The following is a 19,536-nucleotide window of genomic DNA, read 5'->3' on the forward strand; positions in this document are numbered from 1 at the left end:
CATATGACGCCCCGCACGCCCGTCAGCATCGGTCCGCCGACGGGGTCTGACTCGATCAGAGAACTGGTCCGATCAGGTGGGTCCCGCAGGCCTGGGCCTGCGGGACCGCACCGACGTCAGACGCGCCGACGCTTGGGCGGCCGGCAGCCGTTGTGCGGGCTGGGGGTGACGTCCTGGATCGCGCCGACCTCCAGGCCGGTGGCCTGGAGGGAACGGATCGCGGTCTCGCGGCCGGAACCCGGTCCCTTGACGAAGACGTCGACCTTGCGCATGCCGTGCTCCTGCGCACGACGCGCGGCCGCCTCGGCGGCCATCTGCGCAGCGAACGGGGTCGACTTGCGGGACCCCTTGAACCCGACCTGACCGGCCGACGCCCACGCGATGACCGCGCCCGTCGGGTCGGTGATCGAGACGATCGTGTTGTTGAACGTCGACTTGATGTGCGCGTGACCGTGCGCGACGTTCTTCTTCTCCTTGCGACGCGGCTTGCGCGTCGCCGTGGCCGTACGGCTCTTGGGAGGCATGCTCTCCGGGCTCCTGGTGTACTGCGGCGACTGAGATCGAGGGCGAACCCGTGGGTTCGCGAGGCGGCCCGCTGGCGGACCGCGCCGTCAGACTGCGACGGTTACTTGCGACCGGCCTTCTTCTTGCCGGCCACGGTGCGCTTCGGGCCCTTGCGGGTGCGCGCGTTGGTCTTGGTGCGCTGCCCGCGGACGGGCAGACCGCGGCGGTGCCGCAGGCCCTGGTAGCAACCGATCTCCACCTTGCGGCGGATGTCGGCGGCCACCTCGCGGCGGAGGTCACCCTCGACGCGGTAGTTGCCCTCGATGTGGTCGCGGAGCGCGACCAGGTCGTCGTCCGTGAGGTCGCGGACGCGCAGGTCCGGACTCACGCCCGTCGCGGCCAGGGTTTCCTGGGCTCGCGTGCGACCGACGCCGTAGATGTACGTGAGCGCGATCTCCAGCCGCTTTTCGCGGGGGAGGTCGACGCCGACGAGACGTGCCATGCGGGATGGTCCCTATCTGTCGCGGAGGTCTGGTGCAGGACCTGCCCCGCCGTCTCCTGCGGGTCCCCGGCCTCCGACCGGGGGTGTCACCGACCGCGGCTCGTGCTGCGGTCGGAGGGTCCTGCGCTGGGTGCCACCGTCTGCGTGCGGTGGCCTTTCCGTGGATCGACTGCTGGGTGAGCCGGAGCTCAGCCCTGACGCTGCTTGTGACGCAGGTTGTCGCAGATGATCATGACCCGACCGTGACGGCGGATCACCTTGCACTTGTCGCAGATCTTCTTGACGCTCGGCTTGACCTTCATCGCTTCTCCGGTCGTGCTGACCCCGCCCGCGCGGAGCGGGGATCGGCGGCCAGTGGGTGGGTCACTTGTAGCGGTAGACGATGCGCCCGCGGGACAGGTCGTAGGGGCTGAGCTCGACGACCACCCGGTCCTCCGGGAGGATGCGGATGTAGTGCTGGCGCATCTTCCCCGAGATGTGGGCGAGCACCTTGTGACCGTTGCTCAGCTCGACGCGAAACATCGCGTTCGGCAGGGCCTCGATCACGGTGCCTTCGATCTCGATGACGCCGTCCTTCTTCGGCATGTCCTCCGCTTTTCCATCAAGTGTCGGTTCGGGATCAGCCCGGCCCTCGTGAGCACAGAACGTGCGAACGAGGAGGCATGGCGGACCGACGGGCAAGCTTACGTGACGGCGCGCCTGAGACGAAATCGGGCGATGATGCCGCTGAAGTGGGCTGGGGCGCAACACAAGACGCGTCCGGCGCTGCGCGCCGGCTCCAGCACCCGACCGCGGGGGGCGGCGCCGCAGCCCCTGGCGGGGTCAGGCGGAAGGGACCTGGACCCCGAACGCCGCGAGCTCCGAGGCGCCCCCGTCGGGTGCGGTCAGCACCCAGAGGCCCTCGTCGAGGACGGCCACGGTGTGCTCCCAGTGCGCGGCGCGGGTGCCGTCGGAGGTGACCACGGTCCAGTCGTCCGGCAGGACGTCGGTCTCGATCCCCCCACGGGTGCACATCGGCTCGATGGCCAGCACCATGCCGGGACGGACCTTGGGGCCCTTCTCGCGGACCCGGTAGTTCAGGACGTCGGGCGCCATGTGCATGGCCGTGCCGATCCCGTGGCCGGTGTAGCCGTCGACGATGCCCAGGCGGCCGTCCACGGCGTCCTCCACGGCCGCGCCGACGTCGCCGACCCTCCCGCGTGCGTCGAGGGCTGCGATGCCCGCCCAGAGCGCCTGACGGGTGATCTCGACCAGTTCCGCGTCGCCGGCGTCGTCCGGCTCACCCACGATCGCGGTGAAGGCGGAGTCGCCGTGCCAGCCGTCGACCACCGCTCCCCCGTCGATCGAGACGACGTCGCCCGCCACGAGCGGGGTGTCGCCGGGGATCCCGTGCACGACGACCTCGTTGACCGAGATGCAGAGCGTGGCCGGGTAGCCGTGGTAACCGAGGAAGTTGGACGTCCCACCACCCGCGTGGATGACCTCCGCGCCGATGGCGTCCAGCTCCTTCGGAGTGATCCCGGGCCGCAGGGCGGCCCGCACCGACTCCAGGGCCGCGGACGTCAGCAGCCCCGCCGCACGCATCTTCTGGATCTGTTCGGGGGTCTTGATCTCGACCCGTTCACGTCCGAGCACGGTGGCGGCGCGTCAGTTCGGGAGGCCGAGGGCGGCGACCAGGCGCGAGGTGACCTCGGCGATCCCGCCGAGGCCGTCGACGCTGCGCAGCAGCCCGCGGTCGGAGTAGACCTTCACGAGGGGCGCCGTCTGGTCCAGGTAGACCTGCTGGCGGGTGCGGACGACCTCTTCGGTGTCGTCGCTGCGCCCCTGCTCCAGCGCGCGGTGCGTCAGCCGACGGACGAGCTCGTCGGTGTCCGCGGTGATCTCGAGCACGTGCTCGAGCTTCACGCCGAACCCGGAGAGCATCTCGTCGAGCTCGCGGACCTGGTCCGTCGTGCGGGGGTAGCCGTCGAGGATGAAGCCCTCGGTGGCGTCGGGCTGCTCGAGGCGGTCGTGGACCATCGCGTTGGTCACGGTGTCCGGCACGTACTTGCCGGCGTCCAGGTACTCCTGGACGGTCTTGCCCAGTTCGGTCTGCTCCGCGACGTGGGTCCGGAAGATGTCGCCGGTGGAGATGGCCGGCACCCCCAGGCGGGCGGAGAGGAGCTTGGCCTGGGTGCCCTTGCCGGCACCCGGCGGACCGAGGAGGACGAGACGAGTCATCGCAAGAACCCTTCGTAGTTGCGCTGTTGGAGCTGGGACTCGATCTGCTTCACCGTCTCGAGCCCGACCCCGACGATGATCAGGATCGACGTGCCCCCGAAGGGCAGGTTCGTGCTGGCGTTGAAGAGCACGATAGCGATGAGCGGGAGCAGGGCGATCAGTCCCAGGTACAGCGATCCTGGCAGGGTGATGCGGGTGAGGATGTAGTCCAGGTACTCGGCGGTGGGCCGTCCGGCGCGCACCCCGGGGATGAAACCGCCGTACTTGCGCATGTTCTCGGCGACCTCGTCCGGGTTGAACGTGATCGCGACGTAGAAGTACGCGAAGAAGATGATGAGCAGGAAGTACGTGACCATGTACAGCGGGTGGTCACCCTTGGTCAGGTTGTCGTTGATCCAGATGACCCAGCCCGCGTTCGGGTCGCTGAACTGGCCCACCAGCGCCGGCAGGTACAGCAGCGACGACGCGAAGATCACCGGGATGACGCCGGCCATGTTGACCTTGAGCGGGATGTAGGTCGAGGTGCCCCCGTACATGCGGCGGCCGATCATCCGTTTGGCGTACTGGACGGGCACCCGGCGCTGGGACTGCTCGACGGCCACGACGAGGGCGACCACCACGACGATGATCGCGAGGACCGCGACGAAGGTGCCCCAGCCCTGCTGGTTCTGGATGCCCCAGAGCGCGGAGGGGAAGCCCGCGGCGATCTGGGCGAAGATCAGCAGGGACATGCCGTTGCCGATGCCGCGCTCGGTGACGAGCTCACCCATCCACATGATCAGGCCGGTGCCGGCGGTCATGGTCATGACCATCAGCACGATCGTCTGGACGCTCTGGTCGGGGAGGACCTGGGCGTTGCACGCCGTGCCGAAGAGCCGCGAGGGGTCCTTGGCGATGGTCACGTAGGTGGTCGACTGCAGGACCGCGAGACCGATCGTCAGGTACCGCGTGTACTGCGTGAGCTTGGTCGTCCCCTGCTGGCCCTCCTTCTTGAGGTCCTCGAAGCGCGGGATGACCACCGTCAGGAGCTGGATGATGATGCTCGCTGTGATGTACGGCATGATCCCGAGCGCGAAGATGCTCAGCTGCAGCAGCGCGCCGCCGGAGAACAGGTTCACCAGGCCCAGCAGGTCGTTGCCCGACTGCGACGCCTTGATGCACGACTGGACGGCGCTGTAGGAGACCCCTGGGGCCGGGACGAACGAGCCGAGCCGCACCAGCACGATGATCCCCAGCGTGAAGAGCAGCTTGCGGCGCAGGTCGGGCGTCCGGAAGGCGCGACCGATTGCGGTGAGCACTACAACCTCCTGCACCGCACTCCCCCGCGGTGCGCGGGGAGGGCGGGTTCGTCACTGACAGATCGGACGGTTGGGCCGGACGTGCGACACGTCGCACGCACGCAGCCCACAGAGGACCCTACCCCGCCACAAACGCACACGCGGCGGTAGCGGACGATCACTCGTCGCTACCGCCGCGTGGGCTGTGTCGTCGCTGGGTCAGCGAACGGTGGTGGAACCGCCCGCAGCCGCGATCTTCTCGGCCGCCGACGTCGAGAACTTGTCGGCCGTCACCTGCAGAGCCACGGAGATCTCCCCCGTGCCCAGCACCTTGACGAGCTGGCCCTTGCGGACCGCGCCACTGGCGACGAGCTCGTCGACACCGATGGTGCCGCCCTCGGGGAAGAGGGAGCCGAGCTTGTCGAGGTTGACGACCTGGTACTCGACGCGGAACGGGTTCTTGAACCCGCGCAGCTTCGGCAGGCGCATGTGCAGGGGCATCTGGCCGCCCTCGAAGGCCTCGGGCACCGAGTAACGAGCCTTGGTGCCCTTGGTCCCACGACCGGCGGTCTTGCCCTTGCTGCCCTCACCGCGACCCACACGGGTCTTGGCGGTGTTCGAACCCGGAGCCGGACGCAGGTGGTGCAGCTTCAGGACGTGTTCACCCTGGTTGGCCATCAGTCGACCTCCTCCACGGTCACGAGGTGCGAGACGGTGTTGACCATCCCGCGGAACTCGGGCTTGTCGTCCTTGACGACCGACTGCCCGATCTTGTGCAGGCCGAGGCTGCGCAGCGTCTCGCGCTGGTTCTGCTTGCGGCCGATGCCCGAGTTGATCTGGGTCACCTTGAGACGAGCCATCAGGAGGTCACCCCCGCAGCCTGGGCGCGCAGCAGCGCGACCGGGGCGACGTGCTCGACGGGCAGACCACGACGCGCCGCCACCTGCTCGGGACGCTCGAGGCCACGGAGGGCCTCGATCGTCGCGTGCACGATGTTGATGGCGTTGCTGCTGCCGAGGGACTTCGACAGGACGTCGTGGATACCCGCGCACTCGAGCACCGCGCGGACGGGACCACCGGCGATGACGCCGGTACCCGGGGAAGCCGGGCGCAGCATGACCACGCCGGCCGCCTTCTCACCCTGGATGGGGTGCGGGATGGTCCCCTGGATCCGTGGGACGCGGAAGAAGTTCTTCTTGGCCTCTTCGACACCCTTGGCGATCGCCGCGGGCACCTCCTTGGCCTTGCCGTAGCCGACACCGACGGTTCCGTCGCCGTCACCCACGACCACGAGGGCCGTGAAGCTGAAGCGACGGCCGCCCTTGACGACCTTGGCGACGCGGTTGATGGTCACGACGCGCTCGACGAAGTTGCTGCGGTCGCCCGCACCACCCTGTCCGCGATCGCGACCGCCACCGGCGTTGTCGCGACGGCCGCGGTTGTCGCCGCTGCCGCCACCACGGTTGTCGTTGTTGCCGCCGGCCGCACCGGCGCCACCGGCGCCTCGGCGCTGGGGTCCAGGCATCAGACGTTCCTCATCTCTTCGAGTGCTCGGGTCACAGGGCCAACCCGGCTTCCCGGGCGCCGTCGGCGATGGCCGCGACTCGACCCGCGTACCGGTTCCCACCGCGGTCGAAGACCACGGCTTCGATGCCGGCCGCCTTGGCCCGCTCGCCGACGAGGACGCCGACAGCCTTCGCCTTGGCCGACTTGTCGTCGCTGCTCGCGCGCAGGTCCGTCTCCATGGTCGAGGCCGACGCGAGGGTGTGACCCTGTGCGTCGTCGATGACCTGGACGAACACGTGCCGGGCGGACCGGGTGACGACGAGACGCGGACGCACTGCGGTGCCCACGACCTTCTTGCGCACTCGGGTGTGACGGCGCTTGAGCGAAGCCGCCTTGCCCTTCGTGGTGCGCTGAGTGGAGAGACCCATCGTCACTTACCAGCCTTTCCGACCTTGCGGCGGATCTGCTCGCCGGCGTAGCGAACGCCCTTGCCCTTGTAGGGGTCGGGCTTGCGCAGCTTGCGGATGTTGGCGGCGATCTCGCCCACCTGCTGCTTGTCGATGCCGGCGACGGAGAAGCGCGTGTTGTTCTCGACGGCGAAGGTGATGCCGGCCGGAGCCTTCACCACGACCGGGTGGCTGAAGCCGAGGGCGAACTCGAGGTCCGAACCCTTCGGCGTCACGCGGTAACCGGTACCGACGATCTCGAGCTTCTTCTCGTAGCCCTTCGTCACACCCTCGACCATGTTGGCCAGCAGGGTGCGGGTGAGTCCGTGCAGCGAGCGCGAGACGCGCTCGTCGTCCGGACGCTTGACCAGCAGCGTGCCGTCTTCGCCACGTTCGACGGAGATCGGGGACGCGATGGTGTGGTTCAGCTCGCCCTTGGGGCCCTTGACCGTGACGGCGAGGCCGTCGATGGTCACGTCCACGCCCGTGGGGACGGTGATCGGGAGTCGACCGATGCGCGACATGAGTCCTCCTCCCTCACCAGACGTAGGCGAGGACTTCCCCACCCACGCCCTTCTTGTTGGCCTGCTTGTCGGTCAGGAGACCCGAGGAGGTGGACAAGATCGCCACGCCCAGGCCGCCCAGAACGCGGGGCAGGTTGGTCGACTTCGCGTACACCCGGAGACCGGGCTTGCTCACACGGCGCAGGCCGGCGATCGAACGCTCGCGGTTGGGGCCGAACTTCAGCTCCATGGACAGCTTCTTACCGACTTCGGCGTCCTCCACGGACCAGGAGGCGATGTAGCCCTCGGCCTGCAGGATCTCGGCGATGTGCGACTTCAGCTTGCTGTACGGCATGGACACGGTGTCGTGGTACGCCGAGTTGGCGTTACGCAAGCGCGTCAACATGTCGGCGATGGGGTCAGTCATCGTCATCGGGCTCGTCCGCCCTTCCTCGCCGGGGTTTCCGGTGCGCGGTGTGCGCTCCGGACCTTCGGCGTCGTCGAAATGATGTCAGAAGTCACCAGCAGGTCGATCCCACTCACCAGCTGCTCTTGGTCACACCGGGCAGCTCGCCCGCGTGTGCCATCTCGCGCACACAGATTCGGCACAGGCCGAACTTCTTGTACACGGCGTGGGGACGCCCGCACTTCTGGCAACGGGTGTAGCCACGAACCTTGAACTTCGGCTTGCGTGCGGCCTTGGTGATCAGAGCGGTCTTCGCCACGGTCAGTTCTCCTTGAACGGGAAGCCCAGAGCACGCAGCAGCGCACGGCCTTCGTCGTCGGTCTTCGCCGTCGTCACGACCGTGATGTCCATACCGCGGACGCGGTCGATCCTGTCCTGGTCGATCTCGTGGAACATGGACTGCTCGTTGAGACCGAAGGTGTAGTTGCCGTTCCCGTCGAACTGCTTCGGCGAGAGACCACGGAAGTCGCGGATGCGCGGGAGCGCCAGCGACGTCAGACGGTCGAGGAACTCCCACATGCGGTCGCCCCGCAGCGTGGTGTGGCAACCGATCGGCATGCCCTCGCGCAGCTTGAACTGCGCGATCGACTTGCGGGCCTTGGTGACCTGCGGCTTCTGACCGGTGATGGCCGTCAGGTCGCGGACAGCGCCGTCGATGAGCTTGGAGTCACGAGCCGCCTCGCCGACACCCATGTTCACCACGACCTTGACCAGGCCGGGGATCTGCATGACGTTCGGGTAGGCGAACTGCTCGTGCAGCTGACCCTTGATCTCTTCGCGGTAGCGCTGCTTCAGACGCGGCAACGCACGGGTTTCAGTCGTCGTGGTCATCAGATGTCCTTGCCGGAACGCTTGGCGACGCGGATGCGGTTGGTCTTGGTGCGACCGTCGCGTTCCACCTGCTCCGTGCGGATGCCCACACGGGTCGGCTTCTTGGTCTCCGGGTCGACGAGCTGCACGTTCGAGATGTGGATGGGGGCCTCGCGCTCGACGATGCCACCCTCCGTGCCCGGACGAGCCTTGGTGTGACGCTTGATGCGGTTCACACCCTCGACGAGGACGCGCTGGGTCTCCCCGTTGACGTCCAGGACCTTGCCCTGCTTGCCGAGGTCGGACGTCTTGGTCCCGTCCTCGTTGCGACGACCGCGAACGCGGGTGATGACCTGGACCAGGTCACCCTTCTTGATGCGGGTCTTCCCCATGGTCAGAGCACCTCCGGCGCCAGCGAGATGATGCGCATGAACTTCTTCTCGCGCAGTTCACGACCGACGGGCCCGAAGATTCGGGTGCCACGCGGGTCGCCGTCCGCGCGGAGGATCACCGCAGCGTTCTCGTCGAATCGGATGTACGAACCGTCGGCGCGCCGACGCTCCTTCTTGGTACGGACGATGACGGCCTTGACCACATCGCCCTTCTTGACGTTTCCACCGGGGATGGCGTCCTTGACCGTTGCCACGATCACGTCACCGATGCCGGCGTAGCGGCGGCCGGAGCCACCGAGCACGCGGATGCACAAGATCTCCTTGGCACCCGTGTTGTCGGCGACCTTGAGCCGCGACTCCTGCTGGATCACTCTCTACTCCTTCGTCGCGCCGGTTCTCGACCACCCGCTGAGGGGGCGAGCCTGGCCGAACGGACATGGAATCTGGGGGTGGGCCGCGACAGCGGCCCACCCGACGTCAGTCGCTGCGCTCGAGAGCGCGCGAATCACTTCGCGCGTTCGAGGACCTCGACGACGCGCCAGCGCTTGGTCGCCGACGTGGGACGAGTCTCGGCGATGAGGACGAGGTCGCCCACACCGGCCGTCTCGACCTCGTCGTGCGCCTTGACCTTCGTGGTGCGGCGGATGACCTTCGCGTAGAGCGGGTGCTTCACGCGGTCCTCGACCTCGACCACGACGGTCTTCTGCATCTTGTCGCTGACGACGTAACCGCGGCGCGTCTTGCGGTCGCCACGATCGGTGGTGCTGGCGGCGCTGGTCTGCTCGCTCACTTCGCAGCCTCCTTCGTGATCGGCGCCTCGGTGATGCCGAGCTCGCGCTCGCGCATCGTCGTGTAGATGCGGGAGATGTCCCGCTTGACGGCCTTCAGCCGGGAGTTGTTCTCCAGCTGACCGGTCGCCGACTGGAAGCGCAGGTTGAACAGCTCTTCCTTGGCCTTCTTGAGCTCGTCGACCAGCTTCGCGTCCTCGAACTCACGCAGCTCGTCGGCGCCCAGGCCCTTCGTCCCGACGGCCATCATTCACCACCCTCGCGACGCACGATCTTGCACTTGACCGGGAGCTTGTGGATGGCGCGCGTCAGCGCCTCCGTAGCGATCTTCTCGGTCGGGAAGGACAGTTCGAACATCACCCGTCCGGGCTTGATGTTCGCGATCCACCACTCCGGCGAGCCCTTGCCGGAACCCATGCGGGTCTCGGCGGGCTTCTTCGTCAGCGGCCGGTCCGGGTAGATGTTGATCCAGACCTTGCCGCCACGACGGATGTGGCGGGTGATGGCGATACGAGCGGACTCGATCTGCCGGTTGGTGACGTAACCGCCCTCGACGGCCATGATCCCGTACTCACCGAAGGTGACCCGGGTGCCGCCGGAGGCCGCACCACGCCGCGTGGGGTGGTGCTGCTTGCGGTGCTTGACTCGGCGCGGAATGAGCACGACTCAGGCCTCCGATCCGGTGGTCGCCGGCGCTGCGGCAGCGGCCGGGGCCGCCTCCGCCGCGGGGGCGTCGCTGGTGGGACGAGGACGACGCGCACCACGGTCGGGGCGGTCGCTGCGCTCGCCACGACGCGGGGCGCGCGGGTTGGCGGCCTGCGACTGGGCGAGCTCACGGCTGGTGATGTCGCCGTGGTAGATCCAGACCTTCACGCCGATGCGGCCGAAGGTGGTGCGGGCCTCGTAGAAGCCGTAGTCGATGTTCGCGCGGAGGGTGTGCAGCGGCACACGGCCTTCGCGGTAGAACTCGGAACGGCTCATCTCGGCGCCGCCGAGACGACCGGCGCACTGGACACGGATGCCCTTGGCCCCGGAACGCATCGTGGTCTGCATCCCCTTGCGCATGGCGCGACGGAACGAGACGCGGCTGGCGAGCTGCTCGGCGACACCCTGGGCGACGAGCTGAGCATCGGTCTCGGGGTTCTTCACCTCGAGGATGTTCAGCTGCACCTGCTTGCCGGTGAGCTTCTCCAGCTCGGTCCGGATGCGGTCGGCTTCCGCCCCACGACGACCGATGACGATGCCCGGTCGTGCGGTGTGGATGTCGACGCGGACCCGGTCACGGGTGCGCTCGATCTCCACCTTGGAGATGCCGGCCCGCTCCATGCCCTTGGCCATGAGCTTGCGGATCGCGACGTCTTCCTTGACGTAGTCGGCGTAACGCTGACCAGTCTTGGTGGAGTCGGCGAACCACCGGCTGCGGTGATCGGTGGTGATGCCCAGTCGGAACCCGAACGGGTTGACCTTCTGTCCCATCAGCGGGTCCTCCTCGTCTTCTTGGCGCCCTTGACGGCGGGTGCGACGACCACGGTGATGTGGCTGGTGCGCTTCAAGATGCGCCCCGCGCGCCCTTGGGCACGGGGACGGAAGCGCTTCATCGTCGGGCCCTCGTCGACGTGGATCGCCTTGACGACGTACTCGGCCGGGTCGAACGCCTCAGAGTGCTTGTCAGCGTGGAACTTCGCGTTCGCCATTGCGCTCTCGACGAGCTTGCGAACGGGTTCCGCCGCGGACTGCGGGGCGAACGAGAGCACAGCGACGGCCTCAGTGGCCTGCTTGCCCCGGACGAGGTCGACGACTCGGCGCGCCTTCTGGGGCGTGACGCGGAGGTACCGCGTCTGCGCCTTGGCTTCCATCCTTGTCCTGCTTCCTGGTTTCGGTCTCGAAAGGTTGTCTCGCGGAGCCGGGAGGCTCAGCGGCGACGACCCTTGCGGTCGTCCTTCTCGTGGCCCTTGAACGTGCGCGTGGGCGCGAACTCGCCGAGCTTGTGCCCCACCATCGACTCAGTGACGAAGACGGGGGTGTGCTTGCGGCCGTCGTGCACCGCGAACGTGTGGCCCAGGAAGTCCGGCGTGACGACCGAACGGCGGGACCAGGTCCGGATGACGTTGTGCGTACCGGCCTCGTTCTGAGCGTCCACCTTCTTCTGAAGGTGGTCGTCGACGAACGGGCCCTTCTTCAAGCTGCGAGGCATGGCCTGAACTCCCTATCAGCGCTTCTTGCCGGTGCGGCGGCGACGAACGATGAGCTTGTCGCTCTCCTTGCCCGGACGCCGCGTACGGCCCTCAGGCTGACCCCACGGGCTGACGGGGTGACGACCACCGGACGTCTTCCCCTCACCACCACCGTGGGGGTGGTCGATCGGGTTCATGGCGACACCACGGACGGTCGGGCGCTTGCCCTTCCAGCGCATGCGGCCGGCCTTGCCCCAGTTGATGTTGGACTGCTCGGCGTTGCCGACCTCGCCGATGGTGGCGCGGCAGCGGACGTCGACGTTCCGGATCTCACCGGACGGCATGCGCAGCTGGGCGAAGCGGCCCTCGCGGGCGACCAGCTGAACGCTGGCGCCTGCGGAACGGGCGATCTTCGCTCCCCCACCGGGACGGATCTCGATCGCGTGGATCACCGTACCGACGGGGATGTTGCGCAGCGGCAGGTTGTTGCCGGGCTTGATGTCGGCCTCGGGGCCGTTCTCGATCCGGTCGCCCTGCTTGAGCTTGGCCGGCGCGATGATGTAGCGCTTCTCACCGTCCACGTAGTGGAGCAGCGCGATGCGCGCGGTGCGGTTCGGGTCGTACTCGATGTGCGCGACCTTGGCCGGCACGCCGTCCTTGTCGTGACGACGGAAGTCGATCACGCGGTAGGCGCGCTTGTGGCCACCACCGATGTGGCGGGTGGTGATGCGGCCGGACGAGTTGCGACCACCGGTCTTGGACAGCGGGCGAACGAGCGACTTCTCAGGCTCGCTCCGCGTGATCTCGACGAAGTCGGCGACGGACGAGCCGCGGCGGCCCGGTGTCGTCGGCTTGTACTTGCGGATTCCCATTGCAGCGTTTCCTCGGGTTCGAAGGTTGTCTACGGCAGTCGTGCGAGCCCGCAGGCTCAGGCGACCGAGCCGCCGAAGATGTCGATCGTGCCCTCGCGCAACGTCACGATGGCCCGCTTGGTGTCCTTGCGCTTACCCGTGCCGTACCGGGTGCGCCGGCTCTTGCCCTGCCGGTTCGCGGTGTTCACCGACGAGACCTTGACGCCGAAGACGCGTTCGACCGCGACCTTGATCTCGGTCTTGTTCGCGCCCGGGTCGACCAGGAACGTGTACTTCCCCTCGTCGATGAGCGCGTAGCTCTTCTCCGAGACGACCGGCGCGAGCAGGATGTCGCGCGGGTCCTTCTGGGTTCCACCGATGGCACTCACAGGGTGCTCCCTTCCGACTCCGCTGCCACCGCGGTCGCGCTGCGACCCGTCGGCGGCCCCGCGACGAAGGCGTCGAGCGCCGCGCGGGTGAAGACGACGTCGTCGCTCTTCATGACGTCGTAGGTGTTCAGCTGGTCCTGGGGCAGGACGTGCACGTTGTCGAGGTTGCGGAGGCTCTTGACCGCCACCTCGTCGTCGCGGGTGAGCACGACGAGCACGTTCTTGCGACCCGACAGCGTGGCGATGAGCGTCCGCGCGGTCTTCGTCGAGGGGGCGTCACCCGAGGCGAGGCCTTCGACGACGTGCAGACGGTCGTGACGCACCCGGTCGGAGAGGGCACCGCGCAGAGCGGCCGCCTTCATCTTCTTGGGGGTGCGCTGGGAGTAGTCACGGGGCTTGGGCCCGTGGACGATCCCGCCGCCGGTGAACTGGGGGGCGCGCAGCGAACCCTGACGGGCGCGGCCGGTGCCCTTCTGCTTGTACGGCTTCTTGCCGCCACCACGGACCTCGCCACGACGCTTGGTCGAGTGCGTGCCCTGACGTGCCGCCGCGAGCTGCGCGGTCACGACCTGGTGGATCAGCGAGATGTTCGCCTGGCGGCCGAAGTCCTTCGCGGGGAGTTCGACGGTGCCGTTGCTGCCGCCGTCGACGGTCCGCAGCGGGACGGTGATGGCCTCGGTCTGAGCGGTTTCGGTTGTCATCAGGCTCAGGCCTCCTTCACGCGCGCCTTGGACGCGCTCTTGACGAGCACGAGGCCGCCGCGGGGACCGGGGATCGCGCCCGTGATGAGCAGCAGACCCTTCTCCACGTCGATGGCCTGCACGGTCAGGTTCTGGGTGGTCTGGCGAGCCGCACCCATGCGGCCGGCCATGCGCATGCCCTTGAATACGCGACCCGGGGTGGCGCAGCCGCCGATCGACCCGGGCTTGCGGTGGTTGCGGTGCGCACCGTGGGAGGCGCCGACGCCGTGGAAGCCGTGACGCTTCATGACACCGGCGAAGCCCTTGCCCTTGGTGGTGCCCACCACGTCGACGGTGGCGCCGGCCGCGAAGGCCTCAGCGGTGACTTCCTGTCCCAGGGAGTACTCCGCGGCGTCCGTCGTGCGCAGTTCCACCAGGTGACGGCGCGGCGCGACGCCGGCCTTCTCGAAGTGGCCGGCAGCAGGCTTGTTCGCCTTGCGCTGCGCGATGGCCGTGGTGGCCAGCTGGACGGCTTCGTAGCCGTCGTCGGTAGTGGTGCGGATCTGGGTGACGACGTTGGGCTCGACCTTGACGACGGTCACGGGGACGATGCGGTTGTCCGCGTCCCACAGCTGCGTCATGCCGAGCTTGGTGCCGAGCACCCCTCGCACTTGCCTGTCGCTCATGGTGTTGGAATCCCTCAGAGCTTGATCTCGATGTCGACACCGGCCGGGAGGTCGAGTCGCATGAGCGAGTCGACGGTCTTCGGCGTGGGGTCGATGATGTCGATGAGGCGCTTGTGTGTGCGCATCTCGAAGTGCTCGCGGCTGTCCTTGTACTTGTGCGGCGAGCGGATGACGCAGTAGACGTTCTTCTCGGTCGGCAGCGGCACGGGCCCAGCGACCGATGCGCCCGTCCGGGTCACCGTGTCGACGATCTTGCGCGCCGAACTGTCGATGACCTCGTGGTCGTAGGCCTTGAGCCTGATGCGGATCTTCTGTCCCGCCATGGCGTCGTCTGACTCTCTCTCTTCGTACCGCTACTGACTCGCGCACGGCGCGGTGCACCTGCTGGTGCTCCGACCCCCGAGGTCGGGCGTGTCGCGCTTTCGCACGATCTTCACCGTCTCCCGGTTGCCCGGATTGGTCCTGTCGTCCTGTTCAGGTTGCCCTGGAGGTCCAGGTGAACCGTCCGCCGCCCGTACGAGACGTTCGACGTTCGCGGTTGACGCTCCGTGGTCCTGGTCCGGTCCCCGGATCGGGTGGAATCGTGATCCAGGCGCGGACCAGCGGCGCGGCAACTCCGACAGTTTGCCAGACGGAGGGGGCCGTTGGCGAATCGAGTCAGCGGCAGCAACGGTGGTGGCTACTGCGTGGTCTGCAACGCGTTGCGCTGCACGACGAAGGGGCGGGTCCGAGTGGACCCGCCCCTCCGTCTGGCGGAGCGTCCCGTCGGGAGAGGGTGGACCTCCCCCGACGGATCAACTCACTTGAGGATCTTCACGACCCGGCCGGCGCCGACGGTGCGGCCACCTTCACGGATGGCGAACTTCAGGCCCTCTTCCATGGCGATCGGCTGGATGAGGTCGACCTTCATCTCAGTGTTGTCGCCGGGCATGACCATCTCGGTGCCCTCGGGCAGCGAGACGACGCCGGTGACGTCGGTCGTCCGGAAGTAGAACTGCGGACGGTAGTTGTTGTAGAACGGCGTGTGACGGCCACCCTCGTCCTTGGACAGGATGTACGCCTGGCCCTCGAACTCGGTGTGCGGCGTGATGCTGCCGGGCTTGACCACGACCTGGCCGCGCTCGACGTCGTCACGCTTGAGGCCACGCAGGAGCAGGGCGGCGTTGTCGCCGGCCTGGCCGCTGTCCAGCATCTTGTTGAACATCTCGATGCTGGTCACGGTGGTCTTGGCGGACGTCGGACGGATGCCGACGACCTCGACCTCCTGGTTGACGTTCAGGACGCCACGCTCGATGCGCCCGGTCACGACGGTGCCGCGGCCGGTGATCGTGAAGACGTCTTCGATCGGCATCAGGAACGGCTGGTCGATGGCGCGCTCGGGCTCGGGGATCGCAGTGTCGACCGCGTCCATGAGCTCCATGAGCTTCTCGCCCCACTCGGCGTCGCCCTCGAGCGCCTTCAGCGCCGAGACGCGGACGACGGGGAGGTCGTCACCGGGGAACTCGTAGGACGTGAGGAGCTCACGCACCTCCATCTCGACGAGCTCGAGGAGTTCCTCGTCCTCGACCATGTCGGCCTTGTTCAGCGCGACCACGATGTAGGGAACGCCGACCTGGCGGGCCAGGATGACGTGCTCCTTGGTCTGCGGCATCGGGCCGTCGGTCGCCGCGACCACGAGGATCGCACCGTCCATCTGGGCCGCACCCGTGATCATGTTCTTGATGTAGTCCGCGTGACCCGGGCAGTCGACGTGGGCGTAGTGACGCGCCTCGGTCTGGTACTCGACGTGTGCGATCGAGATCGTGATGCCGCGCTGACGTTCCTCAGGGGCCTTGTCGATCTGGTCGAACGCCGAGGCCTTGTTCAGCTCCGGGAACTTGTCGTGCAGCACGCGGGTGATCGCCGCGGTCAACGTCGTCTTCCCGTGGTCGATGTGACCAATCGTGCCGATGTTGACGTGCGGCTTGGTCCGCTCGAACTTCGCCTTCGCCACTGGGGGTCCTCCTCGGACTATCGTTTTCTTCCCGACCCGGTCAACGGGTGGGTGGGTGACCTGGCTGGTCACTGGCCCACGCGGTGGTGGTCCAGGGGTCGTGCAGGGTGGGGAAGCGGTCCTGGTGGACCGCTCCCCCGGGTCTGTCAGGAGCGGGTCATTCCCCGCGGACCTTCTTGACGATCTCTTCCGCCACGTTCCGCGGAACTTCAGCGTAGTTGGAGAACTGCATCGAGTAGACCGCGCGGCCCTGGGTCTTGGACCGGAGGTCGCCGACGTAGCCGAACATCTCCGACAACGGGACGGTGGCCTTGACGAGCTTGGCCCCGCTGACGTCGTCCATGGACTCGATCTGCCCACGGCGGGAGTTCAGGTCGCCGATGACTTCGCCCATGTAGTCGGCGGGCGTGCGCACCTCGACGGCCATGACCGGCTCGAGGAGCACGGGCTGCGCCTTGCGGACAGCTTCGCGCAGAACCATCTTGCCGGCGATCTTGAAGGCCATCTCCGACGAGTCGACGTCGTGCGCCGCACCGTCGTTGAGGGAGGCCTTGATGCCGACGAGCGGGTAACCCGCGACGACACCCTCCTGCATGGCTTCCTGGATGCCCTGGTCCACGGAGGGGATGTACTCACGCGGGACACGGCCACCGGTGACGGCGTTCACGAACTCGTAGAACGTGCCGTCAGCGGTGTCCATCGGCTCGATCGAGACCTGGACCTTCGCGTACTGGCCCGAACCACCCGTCTGCTTCTTGTGGACGTAGTCCTCCTTGAGGACCGCCCGACGGATGGTCTCGCGGTAAGCCACCTGGGGCTTGCCGACGTTGGCCTCGACCTTGTACTCGCGCTTCATCCGGTCGACGAGGATGTCGAGGTGGAGCTCGCCCATCCCCTTGATGATCGTCTGACCGGTCTCCTGGTCGAGCTCGACCTGGAAGGTCGGGTCCTCTTCGGCCAGGCGCTGGATCGCGGTACCGAGCTTCTCCTGGTCGCCCTTGGTCTTCGGCTCGATGGCGACCGAGATCACGGGCTCCGGGAAGGTCATCGACTCGAGGACGACCTGCTGGGCGGCGTCGGAGAGGGTGTCCCCGGTCGTCGTCTCCTTCAGGCCGATCATCGCGTAGATGTGACCCGCACGGGCCTCGTCCACGGGGTTCTCCTTGTTGGAGTGCATCTGGAAGAGCTTCCCGATGCGCTCCTTCTTCCCCTTGGTCGAGTTCACGACCGCGGAGCCGGCCGCGACCACGCCGGAGTACACCCGGACGTAGGTCAGCTTGCCGAAGAAGGGGTGTGCCGCGACCTTGAACGCCAGAGCCGAGAACGGCTCCGTCGCGTCGGGCTTGCGGATGATCTCGACGGACTCGTCGCCGACCTTGTGACCCACCATCGGCTTCACGTCGAGCGGCGAGGGCAGGTAGTCGATGACCGCGTCGAGCATGGGCTGCACGCCCTTGTTCTTGAACGCGGAGCCGCAGAAGATCGGGTACAGCTCGGAGTTGATCGTCAGCTTGCGAACCGCAGCCTTGATCTCCTCGGGCGTGATCTCCTCGCCGCCGAGGTACTTCTCCAGGAGGGCCTCGTCGGTCTCCGCGACGCGCTCGACGAGCTTCGCGTGGTACTCCTCGGCCTGCTCCTGCAGGTCGGCCGGGATCTCCTCGACGGTGTAGTCCGCACCGATCTGGACCTCACCGTGCCACGTGAGGGCACGCATGTAGACGAGGTCGATCATGCCGGAGAACGTGTTCTCGGCACCGATCGGGAGCTGCATCACGAGGGGTTCCGCACCGAGGCGGTCCTTGATGGTGTCGACGGTGAAGAAGAAGTCGGCGCCCAGCTTGTCCATCTTGTTGACGAAGCAGATGCGGGGGACGTCGTACTTGTCCGCCTGCCGCCACACCGTCTCGGACTGCGGTTCGACACCTTCCTTGCCGTCGAAGACGGCGACCGCGCCGTCGAGGACGCGCAGCGAGCGCTCGACCTCGACCGTGAAGTCCACGTGGCCCGGGGTGTCGATGATGTTGATCTGGGTGCCCTCCCAGAAGCAGGTGGTGGCTGCGGAGGTGATGGTGATGCCCCGCTCCTGCTCCTGCGCCATCCAGTCCATCGTGGCCGCGCCGTCGTGCACTTCGCCGATCTTGTAGTTGATCCCCGTGTAGAAGAGGATCCGCTCCGTCGTCGTGGTCTTGCCGGCGTCGATGTGAGCCATGATGCCGATGTTGCGGACCTTGGTCAGGTCCGTCAGCACGTCCTGTGCCACGGTTTACTGCCTCTTCCCTGGGATCGAGGGGGTGAGTCGGCCGGCACGGTCGGACGAACCGACCGTGCCAGGCGCTGGGGTCACCAGCGGTAGTGCGCGAAGGCCCGGTTCGACTCGGCCATCTTGTGGGTGTCCTCGCGACGCTTCACCGCGGCACCGAGGCCGTTCGAGGCGTCCAGGATCTCGTTGAGCAGACGCTCGGTCATCGTCTTCTCGCGACGCTGACGCGAGTAGCCCACGAGCCAGCGCAGCGCCAGCGTCGTGGAACGCGTGGGGCGCACCTCGATGGGCACCTGGTAGGTCGAACCACCGACGCGGCGGGACTTGACCTCGATCGCAGGCTTGACGTTGTCCAGCGCTCGCTTCAGCACGACGACGGGGTCGCCACCGGTCTTCTCACGGGCGCCCTCGAGCGCGCCGTAGACGATGGACTCGGCGACGGACTTCTTCCCGTCGAGGAGGATCTTGTTCACGAGCTGCGTCACCAGGGGAGACTGGTAGACGGGGTCCACCACGAGGGGACGCTTGGGTGCGGGGCCCTTGCGCGGCATGTCAGCTCTTCTCCTTCTTCGCGCCGTAGCGGCTGCGGGCCTGCTTGCGGTTCTTCACGCCCTGCGTGTCGAGCGACCCGCGGACGATCTTGTAGCGGACACCGGGGAGGTCCTTCACTCGACCGCCACGCACCAGGACCATCGAGTGCTCCTGGAGGTTGTGGCCGACGCCCGGGATGTAGGCGGTGACCTCGATGCCGCTCGTCAGCTTGACGCGGGCGACCTTGCGCAGAGCCGAGTTCGGCTTCTTCGGGGTCGTTGTGTACACGCGCGTGCACACGCCGCGTCGCTGCGGGCTGCCCTTCAGGGCGGGCGTCTTGGTCTTGACGACCTTGTCCTCCCGGCCCTTGCGGACCAGCTGCTGGATGGTGGGCACCCTGTCTCCGTCTTTTTCGATCTTGTGTGTCGGCTGATGTCATCGGGACGCGCTACCCGTCGTGGGCGGCGCTCGACCCCCGCCGACCCACGAGGTCGGGCGTGTCGTTCGGTCGAGGTCCCGCGGTGGTGACGTCCTGTCACCGGGCTGCGGGCGCGCTCG

At 67.5% G+C, this 19,536-nt stretch carries 32 protein-coding genes; all 32 read right to left on the minus strand.

The window, feature by feature from the left end:
* Positions 1-116: 116 nt before the first annotated feature.
* The 32 genes from rpsK to rpsL all read right to left on the minus strand — a co-directional run bounded on the left by rpsK (position 117) and on the right by rpsL (position 19,374).
* Positions 117-524 carry a 30S ribosomal protein S11 gene (gene rpsK / locus SJY07_RS08580; RefSeq protein ID WP_328294661.1) on the minus strand — a complete coding sequence of 136 codons (408 nt, stop codon included), beginning with the start codon at positions 522-524 and terminating at the stop codon, positions 117-119.
* Between the two features lie 101 nt (positions 525-625).
* Complete coding sequence (gene rpsM / locus SJY07_RS08585) at positions 626-1,006, minus strand: 30S ribosomal protein S13 (RefSeq protein WP_328294660.1); 381 nt, start codon at positions 1,004-1,006, stop codon at positions 626-628.
* 188 nt (positions 1,007-1,194) lie between these two features.
* The gene (gene rpmJ / locus SJY07_RS08590) at positions 1,195-1,308 is read right to left on the minus strand and encodes a 50S ribosomal protein L36 (protein ID WP_106209588.1); all 114 of its coding nucleotides are present in this window, start codon (positions 1,306-1,308) and stop codon (positions 1,195-1,197) included.
* A 61-nt stretch (positions 1,309-1,369) separates the two neighbouring features.
* Positions 1,370-1,591 carry a translation initiation factor IF-1 gene (infA, locus tag SJY07_RS08595; protein ID WP_012084955.1) on the minus strand — a complete coding sequence of 74 codons (222 nt, stop codon included), beginning with the start codon at positions 1,589-1,591 and terminating at the stop codon, positions 1,370-1,372.
* A 237-nt stretch (positions 1,592-1,828) separates the two neighbouring features.
* Complete coding sequence (map, locus tag SJY07_RS08600) at positions 1,829-2,641, minus strand: type I methionyl aminopeptidase (RefSeq protein WP_328294659.1); 813 nt, start codon at positions 2,639-2,641, stop codon at positions 1,829-1,831.
* A 12-nt stretch (positions 2,642-2,653) separates the two neighbouring features.
* The gene (locus SJY07_RS08605; protein WP_328294658.1) at positions 2,654-3,226 is read right to left on the minus strand and encodes an adenylate kinase; all 573 of its coding nucleotides are present in this window, start codon (positions 3,224-3,226) and stop codon (positions 2,654-2,656) included.
* A complete protein-coding gene (gene secY, locus SJY07_RS08610; protein ID WP_328294657.1) occupies positions 3,223-4,524 on the minus strand; it encodes a preprotein translocase subunit SecY in 1,302 nt (433 codons plus the stop codon). The genes SJY07_RS08605 and secY overlap by 4 nt, the downstream gene beginning before the upstream one ends.
* 198 nt (positions 4,525-4,722) lie before the next feature.
* Entirely contained in the window at positions 4,723-5,181 is a 459-nt protein-coding gene (gene rplO / locus SJY07_RS08615) for a 50S ribosomal protein L15 (RefSeq protein ID WP_380158424.1), read from the minus strand.
* A complete protein-coding gene (gene rpmD, locus SJY07_RS08620; RefSeq protein WP_012084962.1) occupies positions 5,181-5,363 on the minus strand; it encodes a 50S ribosomal protein L30 in 183 nt (60 codons plus the stop codon). Before rpmD ends, rplO begins: the two co-directional genes overlap by 1 nt.
* A complete protein-coding gene (gene rpsE / locus SJY07_RS08625; protein WP_380158426.1) occupies positions 5,363-6,028 on the minus strand; it encodes a 30S ribosomal protein S5 in 666 nt (221 codons plus the stop codon). The genes rpmD and rpsE overlap by 1 nt, the downstream gene beginning before the upstream one ends.
* Before the next feature lie 31 nt (positions 6,029-6,059).
* Entirely contained in the window at positions 6,060-6,437 is a 378-nt protein-coding gene (gene rplR / locus SJY07_RS08630; RefSeq protein ID WP_328294656.1) for a 50S ribosomal protein L18, read from the minus strand.
* 2 nt (positions 6,438-6,439) lie between these two features.
* On the minus strand, positions 6,440-6,979 hold the full coding sequence (gene rplF, locus SJY07_RS08635) for a 50S ribosomal protein L6 (protein ID WP_328294655.1): 540 nt from the start codon (positions 6,977-6,979) through the stop codon (positions 6,440-6,442).
* Between the two features lie 13 nt (positions 6,980-6,992).
* Entirely contained in the window at positions 6,993-7,391 is a 399-nt protein-coding gene (gene rpsH / locus SJY07_RS08640; protein WP_328294654.1) for a 30S ribosomal protein S8, read from the minus strand.
* A 106-nt stretch (positions 7,392-7,497) separates the two neighbouring features.
* Positions 7,498-7,683 carry a type Z 30S ribosomal protein S14 gene (locus SJY07_RS08645; protein ID WP_328294653.1) on the minus strand — a complete coding sequence of 62 codons (186 nt, stop codon included), beginning with the start codon at positions 7,681-7,683 and terminating at the stop codon, positions 7,498-7,500.
* A gap of 2 nt (positions 7,684-7,685) precedes the next feature.
* Entirely contained in the window at positions 7,686-8,255 is a 570-nt protein-coding gene (rplE, locus tag SJY07_RS08650) for a 50S ribosomal protein L5 (RefSeq protein ID WP_328294652.1), read from the minus strand.
* The gene (gene rplX / locus SJY07_RS08655; protein ID WP_328294651.1) at positions 8,255-8,626 is read right to left on the minus strand and encodes a 50S ribosomal protein L24; all 372 of its coding nucleotides are present in this window, start codon (positions 8,624-8,626) and stop codon (positions 8,255-8,257) included. Before rplX ends, rplE begins: the two co-directional genes overlap by 1 nt.
* Positions 8,627-8,628: 2 nt before the next feature.
* Positions 8,629-8,997, minus strand: a complete 369-nt coding sequence (rplN, locus tag SJY07_RS08660) for a 50S ribosomal protein L14 (protein ID WP_012084971.1) — start codon at positions 8,995-8,997, stop codon at positions 8,629-8,631.
* A gap of 134 nt (positions 8,998-9,131) precedes the next feature.
* Positions 9,132-9,416, minus strand: coding sequence for a 30S ribosomal protein S17 (gene rpsQ / locus SJY07_RS08665; RefSeq protein ID WP_328294650.1), 285 nt, complete (start codon positions 9,414-9,416; stop codon positions 9,132-9,134).
* Positions 9,413-9,661, minus strand: a complete 249-nt coding sequence (gene rpmC, locus SJY07_RS08670) for a 50S ribosomal protein L29 (protein ID WP_328294649.1) — start codon at positions 9,659-9,661, stop codon at positions 9,413-9,415. Before rpmC ends, rpsQ begins: the two co-directional genes overlap by 4 nt.
* Positions 9,661-10,077, minus strand: a complete 417-nt coding sequence (gene rplP, locus SJY07_RS08675; RefSeq protein WP_328294648.1) for a 50S ribosomal protein L16 — start codon at positions 10,075-10,077, stop codon at positions 9,661-9,663. Before rplP ends, rpmC begins: the two co-directional genes overlap by 1 nt.
* 3 nt (positions 10,078-10,080) lie before the next feature.
* Positions 10,081-10,890, minus strand: a complete 810-nt coding sequence (gene rpsC / locus SJY07_RS08680; RefSeq protein ID WP_328294647.1) for a 30S ribosomal protein S3 — start codon at positions 10,888-10,890, stop codon at positions 10,081-10,083.
* Complete coding sequence (gene rplV, locus SJY07_RS08685) at positions 10,890-11,270, minus strand: 50S ribosomal protein L22 (RefSeq protein WP_012084976.1); 381 nt, start codon at positions 11,268-11,270, stop codon at positions 10,890-10,892. The genes rpsC and rplV overlap by 1 nt, the downstream gene beginning before the upstream one ends.
* Before the next feature lie 56 nt (positions 11,271-11,326).
* The gene (gene rpsS, locus SJY07_RS08690) at positions 11,327-11,608 is read right to left on the minus strand and encodes a 30S ribosomal protein S19 (protein ID WP_012084977.1); all 282 of its coding nucleotides are present in this window, start codon (positions 11,606-11,608) and stop codon (positions 11,327-11,329) included.
* A 15-nt stretch (positions 11,609-11,623) separates the two neighbouring features.
* Positions 11,624-12,460, minus strand: coding sequence for a 50S ribosomal protein L2 (gene rplB, locus SJY07_RS08695; protein ID WP_328294646.1), 837 nt, complete (start codon positions 12,458-12,460; stop codon positions 11,624-11,626).
* 56 nt (positions 12,461-12,516) lie between these two features.
* Positions 12,517-12,819, minus strand: coding sequence for a 50S ribosomal protein L23 (rplW, locus tag SJY07_RS08700; RefSeq protein ID WP_328296261.1), 303 nt, complete (start codon positions 12,817-12,819; stop codon positions 12,517-12,519).
* 5 nt (positions 12,820-12,824) lie between these two features.
* Positions 12,825-13,529 (minus strand): 50S ribosomal protein L4, encoded by a 705-nt coding sequence (gene rplD / locus SJY07_RS08705; protein WP_328294645.1) that lies wholly within the window; start codon positions 13,527-13,529, stop codon positions 12,825-12,827.
* Positions 13,530-13,534: 5 nt separating this feature from the next.
* A complete protein-coding gene (gene rplC, locus SJY07_RS08710) occupies positions 13,535-14,194 on the minus strand; it encodes a 50S ribosomal protein L3 (RefSeq protein WP_328294644.1) in 660 nt (219 codons plus the stop codon).
* Positions 14,195-14,208: 14 nt separating this feature from the next.
* Positions 14,209-14,517: a 30S ribosomal protein S10 gene (rpsJ, locus tag SJY07_RS08715; RefSeq protein ID WP_012084982.1), complete on the minus strand. Its 309-nt coding sequence runs from the start codon at positions 14,515-14,517 to the stop codon at positions 14,209-14,211.
* A 476-nt stretch (positions 14,518-14,993) separates the two neighbouring features.
* A complete protein-coding gene (gene tuf, locus SJY07_RS08720; protein ID WP_328294643.1) occupies positions 14,994-16,187 on the minus strand; it encodes an elongation factor Tu in 1,194 nt (397 codons plus the stop codon).
* A 157-nt stretch (positions 16,188-16,344) separates the two neighbouring features.
* Positions 16,345-18,447, minus strand: a complete 2,103-nt coding sequence (fusA, locus tag SJY07_RS08725) for an elongation factor G (protein ID WP_328294642.1) — start codon at positions 18,445-18,447, stop codon at positions 16,345-16,347.
* 80 nt (positions 18,448-18,527) lie between these two features.
* Positions 18,528-18,998 carry a 30S ribosomal protein S7 gene (rpsG, locus tag SJY07_RS08730; protein ID WP_328294641.1) on the minus strand — a complete coding sequence of 157 codons (471 nt, stop codon included), beginning with the start codon at positions 18,996-18,998 and terminating at the stop codon, positions 18,528-18,530.
* 1 nt (position 18,999) lies between these two features.
* Positions 19,000-19,374, minus strand: coding sequence for a 30S ribosomal protein S12 (gene rpsL / locus SJY07_RS08735; protein WP_012084987.1), 375 nt, complete (start codon positions 19,372-19,374; stop codon positions 19,000-19,002).
* Positions 19,375-19,536: the final 162 nt, after the last annotated feature.

Source organism: Kineococcus sp. R86509 (genome assembly GCF_042466365.1).
Lineage (GTDB): Bacteria > Actinomycetota > Actinomycetes > Actinomycetales > Kineococcaceae > Kineococcus.

What these genes read in the sequence shown, in the direction of transcription:
- rpsK (WP_328294661.1), bottom strand. Translation starts at nt 524, where the DNA reads ATGCCTCCCAAGAGCCGTACGGCCACGGCGACGCGCAAGCCGCGTCGC.
- rpsM (WP_328294660.1), bottom strand. Translation starts at nt 1,006, where the DNA reads ATGGCACGTCTCGTCGGCGTCGACCTCCCCCGCGAAAAGCGGCTGGAG.
- rpmJ (WP_106209588.1), bottom strand. Translation starts at nt 1,308, where the DNA reads ATGAAGGTCAAGCCGAGCGTCAAGAAGATCTGCGACAAGTGCAAGGTG.
- infA (WP_012084955.1), bottom strand. Translation starts at nt 1,591, where the DNA reads ATGCCGAAGAAGGACGGCGTCATCGAGATCGAAGGCACCGTGATCGAG.
- SJY07_RS08605 (WP_328294658.1), bottom strand. Translation starts at nt 3,226, where the DNA reads ATGACTCGTCTCGTCCTCCTCGGTCCGCCGGGTGCCGGCAAGGGCACC.
- rplO (WP_380158424.1), bottom strand. Translation starts at nt 5,181, where the DNA reads ATGGCCAACCAGGGTGAACACGTCCTGAAGCTGCACCACCTGCGTCCG.
- rpmD (WP_012084962.1), bottom strand. Translation starts at nt 5,363, where the DNA reads ATGGCTCGTCTCAAGGTGACCCAGATCAACTCGGGCATCGGCCGCAAG.
- rpsE (WP_380158426.1), bottom strand. Translation starts at nt 6,028, where the DNA reads ATGCCTGGACCCCAGCGCCGAGGCGCCGGTGGCGCCGGTGCGGCCGGC.
- rplR (WP_328294656.1), bottom strand. Translation starts at nt 6,437, where the DNA reads ATGGGTCTCTCCACTCAGCGCACCACGAAGGGCAAGGCGGCTTCGCTC.
- rplF (WP_328294655.1), bottom strand. Translation starts at nt 6,979, where the DNA reads ATGTCGCGCATCGGTCGACTCCCGATCACCGTCCCCACGGGCGTGGAC.
- rpsH (WP_328294654.1), bottom strand. Translation starts at nt 7,391, where the DNA reads ATGACGATGACTGACCCCATCGCCGACATGTTGACGCGCTTGCGTAAC.
- rplE (WP_328294652.1), bottom strand. Translation starts at nt 8,255, where the DNA reads ATGACCACGACGACTGAAACCCGTGCGTTGCCGCGTCTGAAGCAGCGC.
- rplX (WP_328294651.1), bottom strand. Translation starts at nt 8,626, where the DNA reads ATGGGGAAGACCCGCATCAAGAAGGGTGACCTGGTCCAGGTCATCACC.
- rpmC (WP_328294649.1), bottom strand. Translation starts at nt 9,661, where the DNA reads ATGGCCGTCGGGACGAAGGGCCTGGGCGCCGACGAGCTGCGTGAGTTC.
- rpsC (WP_328294647.1), bottom strand. Translation starts at nt 10,890, where the DNA reads ATGGGACAGAAGGTCAACCCGTTCGGGTTCCGACTGGGCATCACCACC.
- rplV (WP_012084976.1), bottom strand. Translation starts at nt 11,270, where the DNA reads ATGGAAGCCAAGGCGCAGACGCGGTACCTCCGCGTCACGCCCCAGAAG.
- rpsS (WP_012084977.1), bottom strand. Translation starts at nt 11,608, where the DNA reads ATGCCTCGCAGCTTGAAGAAGGGCCCGTTCGTCGACGACCACCTTCAG.
- rplB (WP_328294646.1), bottom strand. Translation starts at nt 12,460, where the DNA reads ATGGGAATCCGCAAGTACAAGCCGACGACACCGGGCCGCCGCGGCTCG.
- rplD (WP_328294645.1), bottom strand. Translation starts at nt 13,529, where the DNA reads ATGACAACCGAAACCGCTCAGACCGAGGCCATCACCGTCCCGCTGCGG.
- rplC (WP_328294644.1), bottom strand. Translation starts at nt 14,194, where the DNA reads ATGAGCGACAGGCAAGTGCGAGGGGTGCTCGGCACCAAGCTCGGCATG.
- rpsJ (WP_012084982.1), bottom strand. Translation starts at nt 14,517, where the DNA reads ATGGCGGGACAGAAGATCCGCATCAGGCTCAAGGCCTACGACCACGAG.
- rpsG (WP_328294641.1), bottom strand. Translation starts at nt 18,998, where the DNA reads ATGCCGCGCAAGGGCCCCGCACCCAAGCGTCCCCTCGTGGTGGACCCC.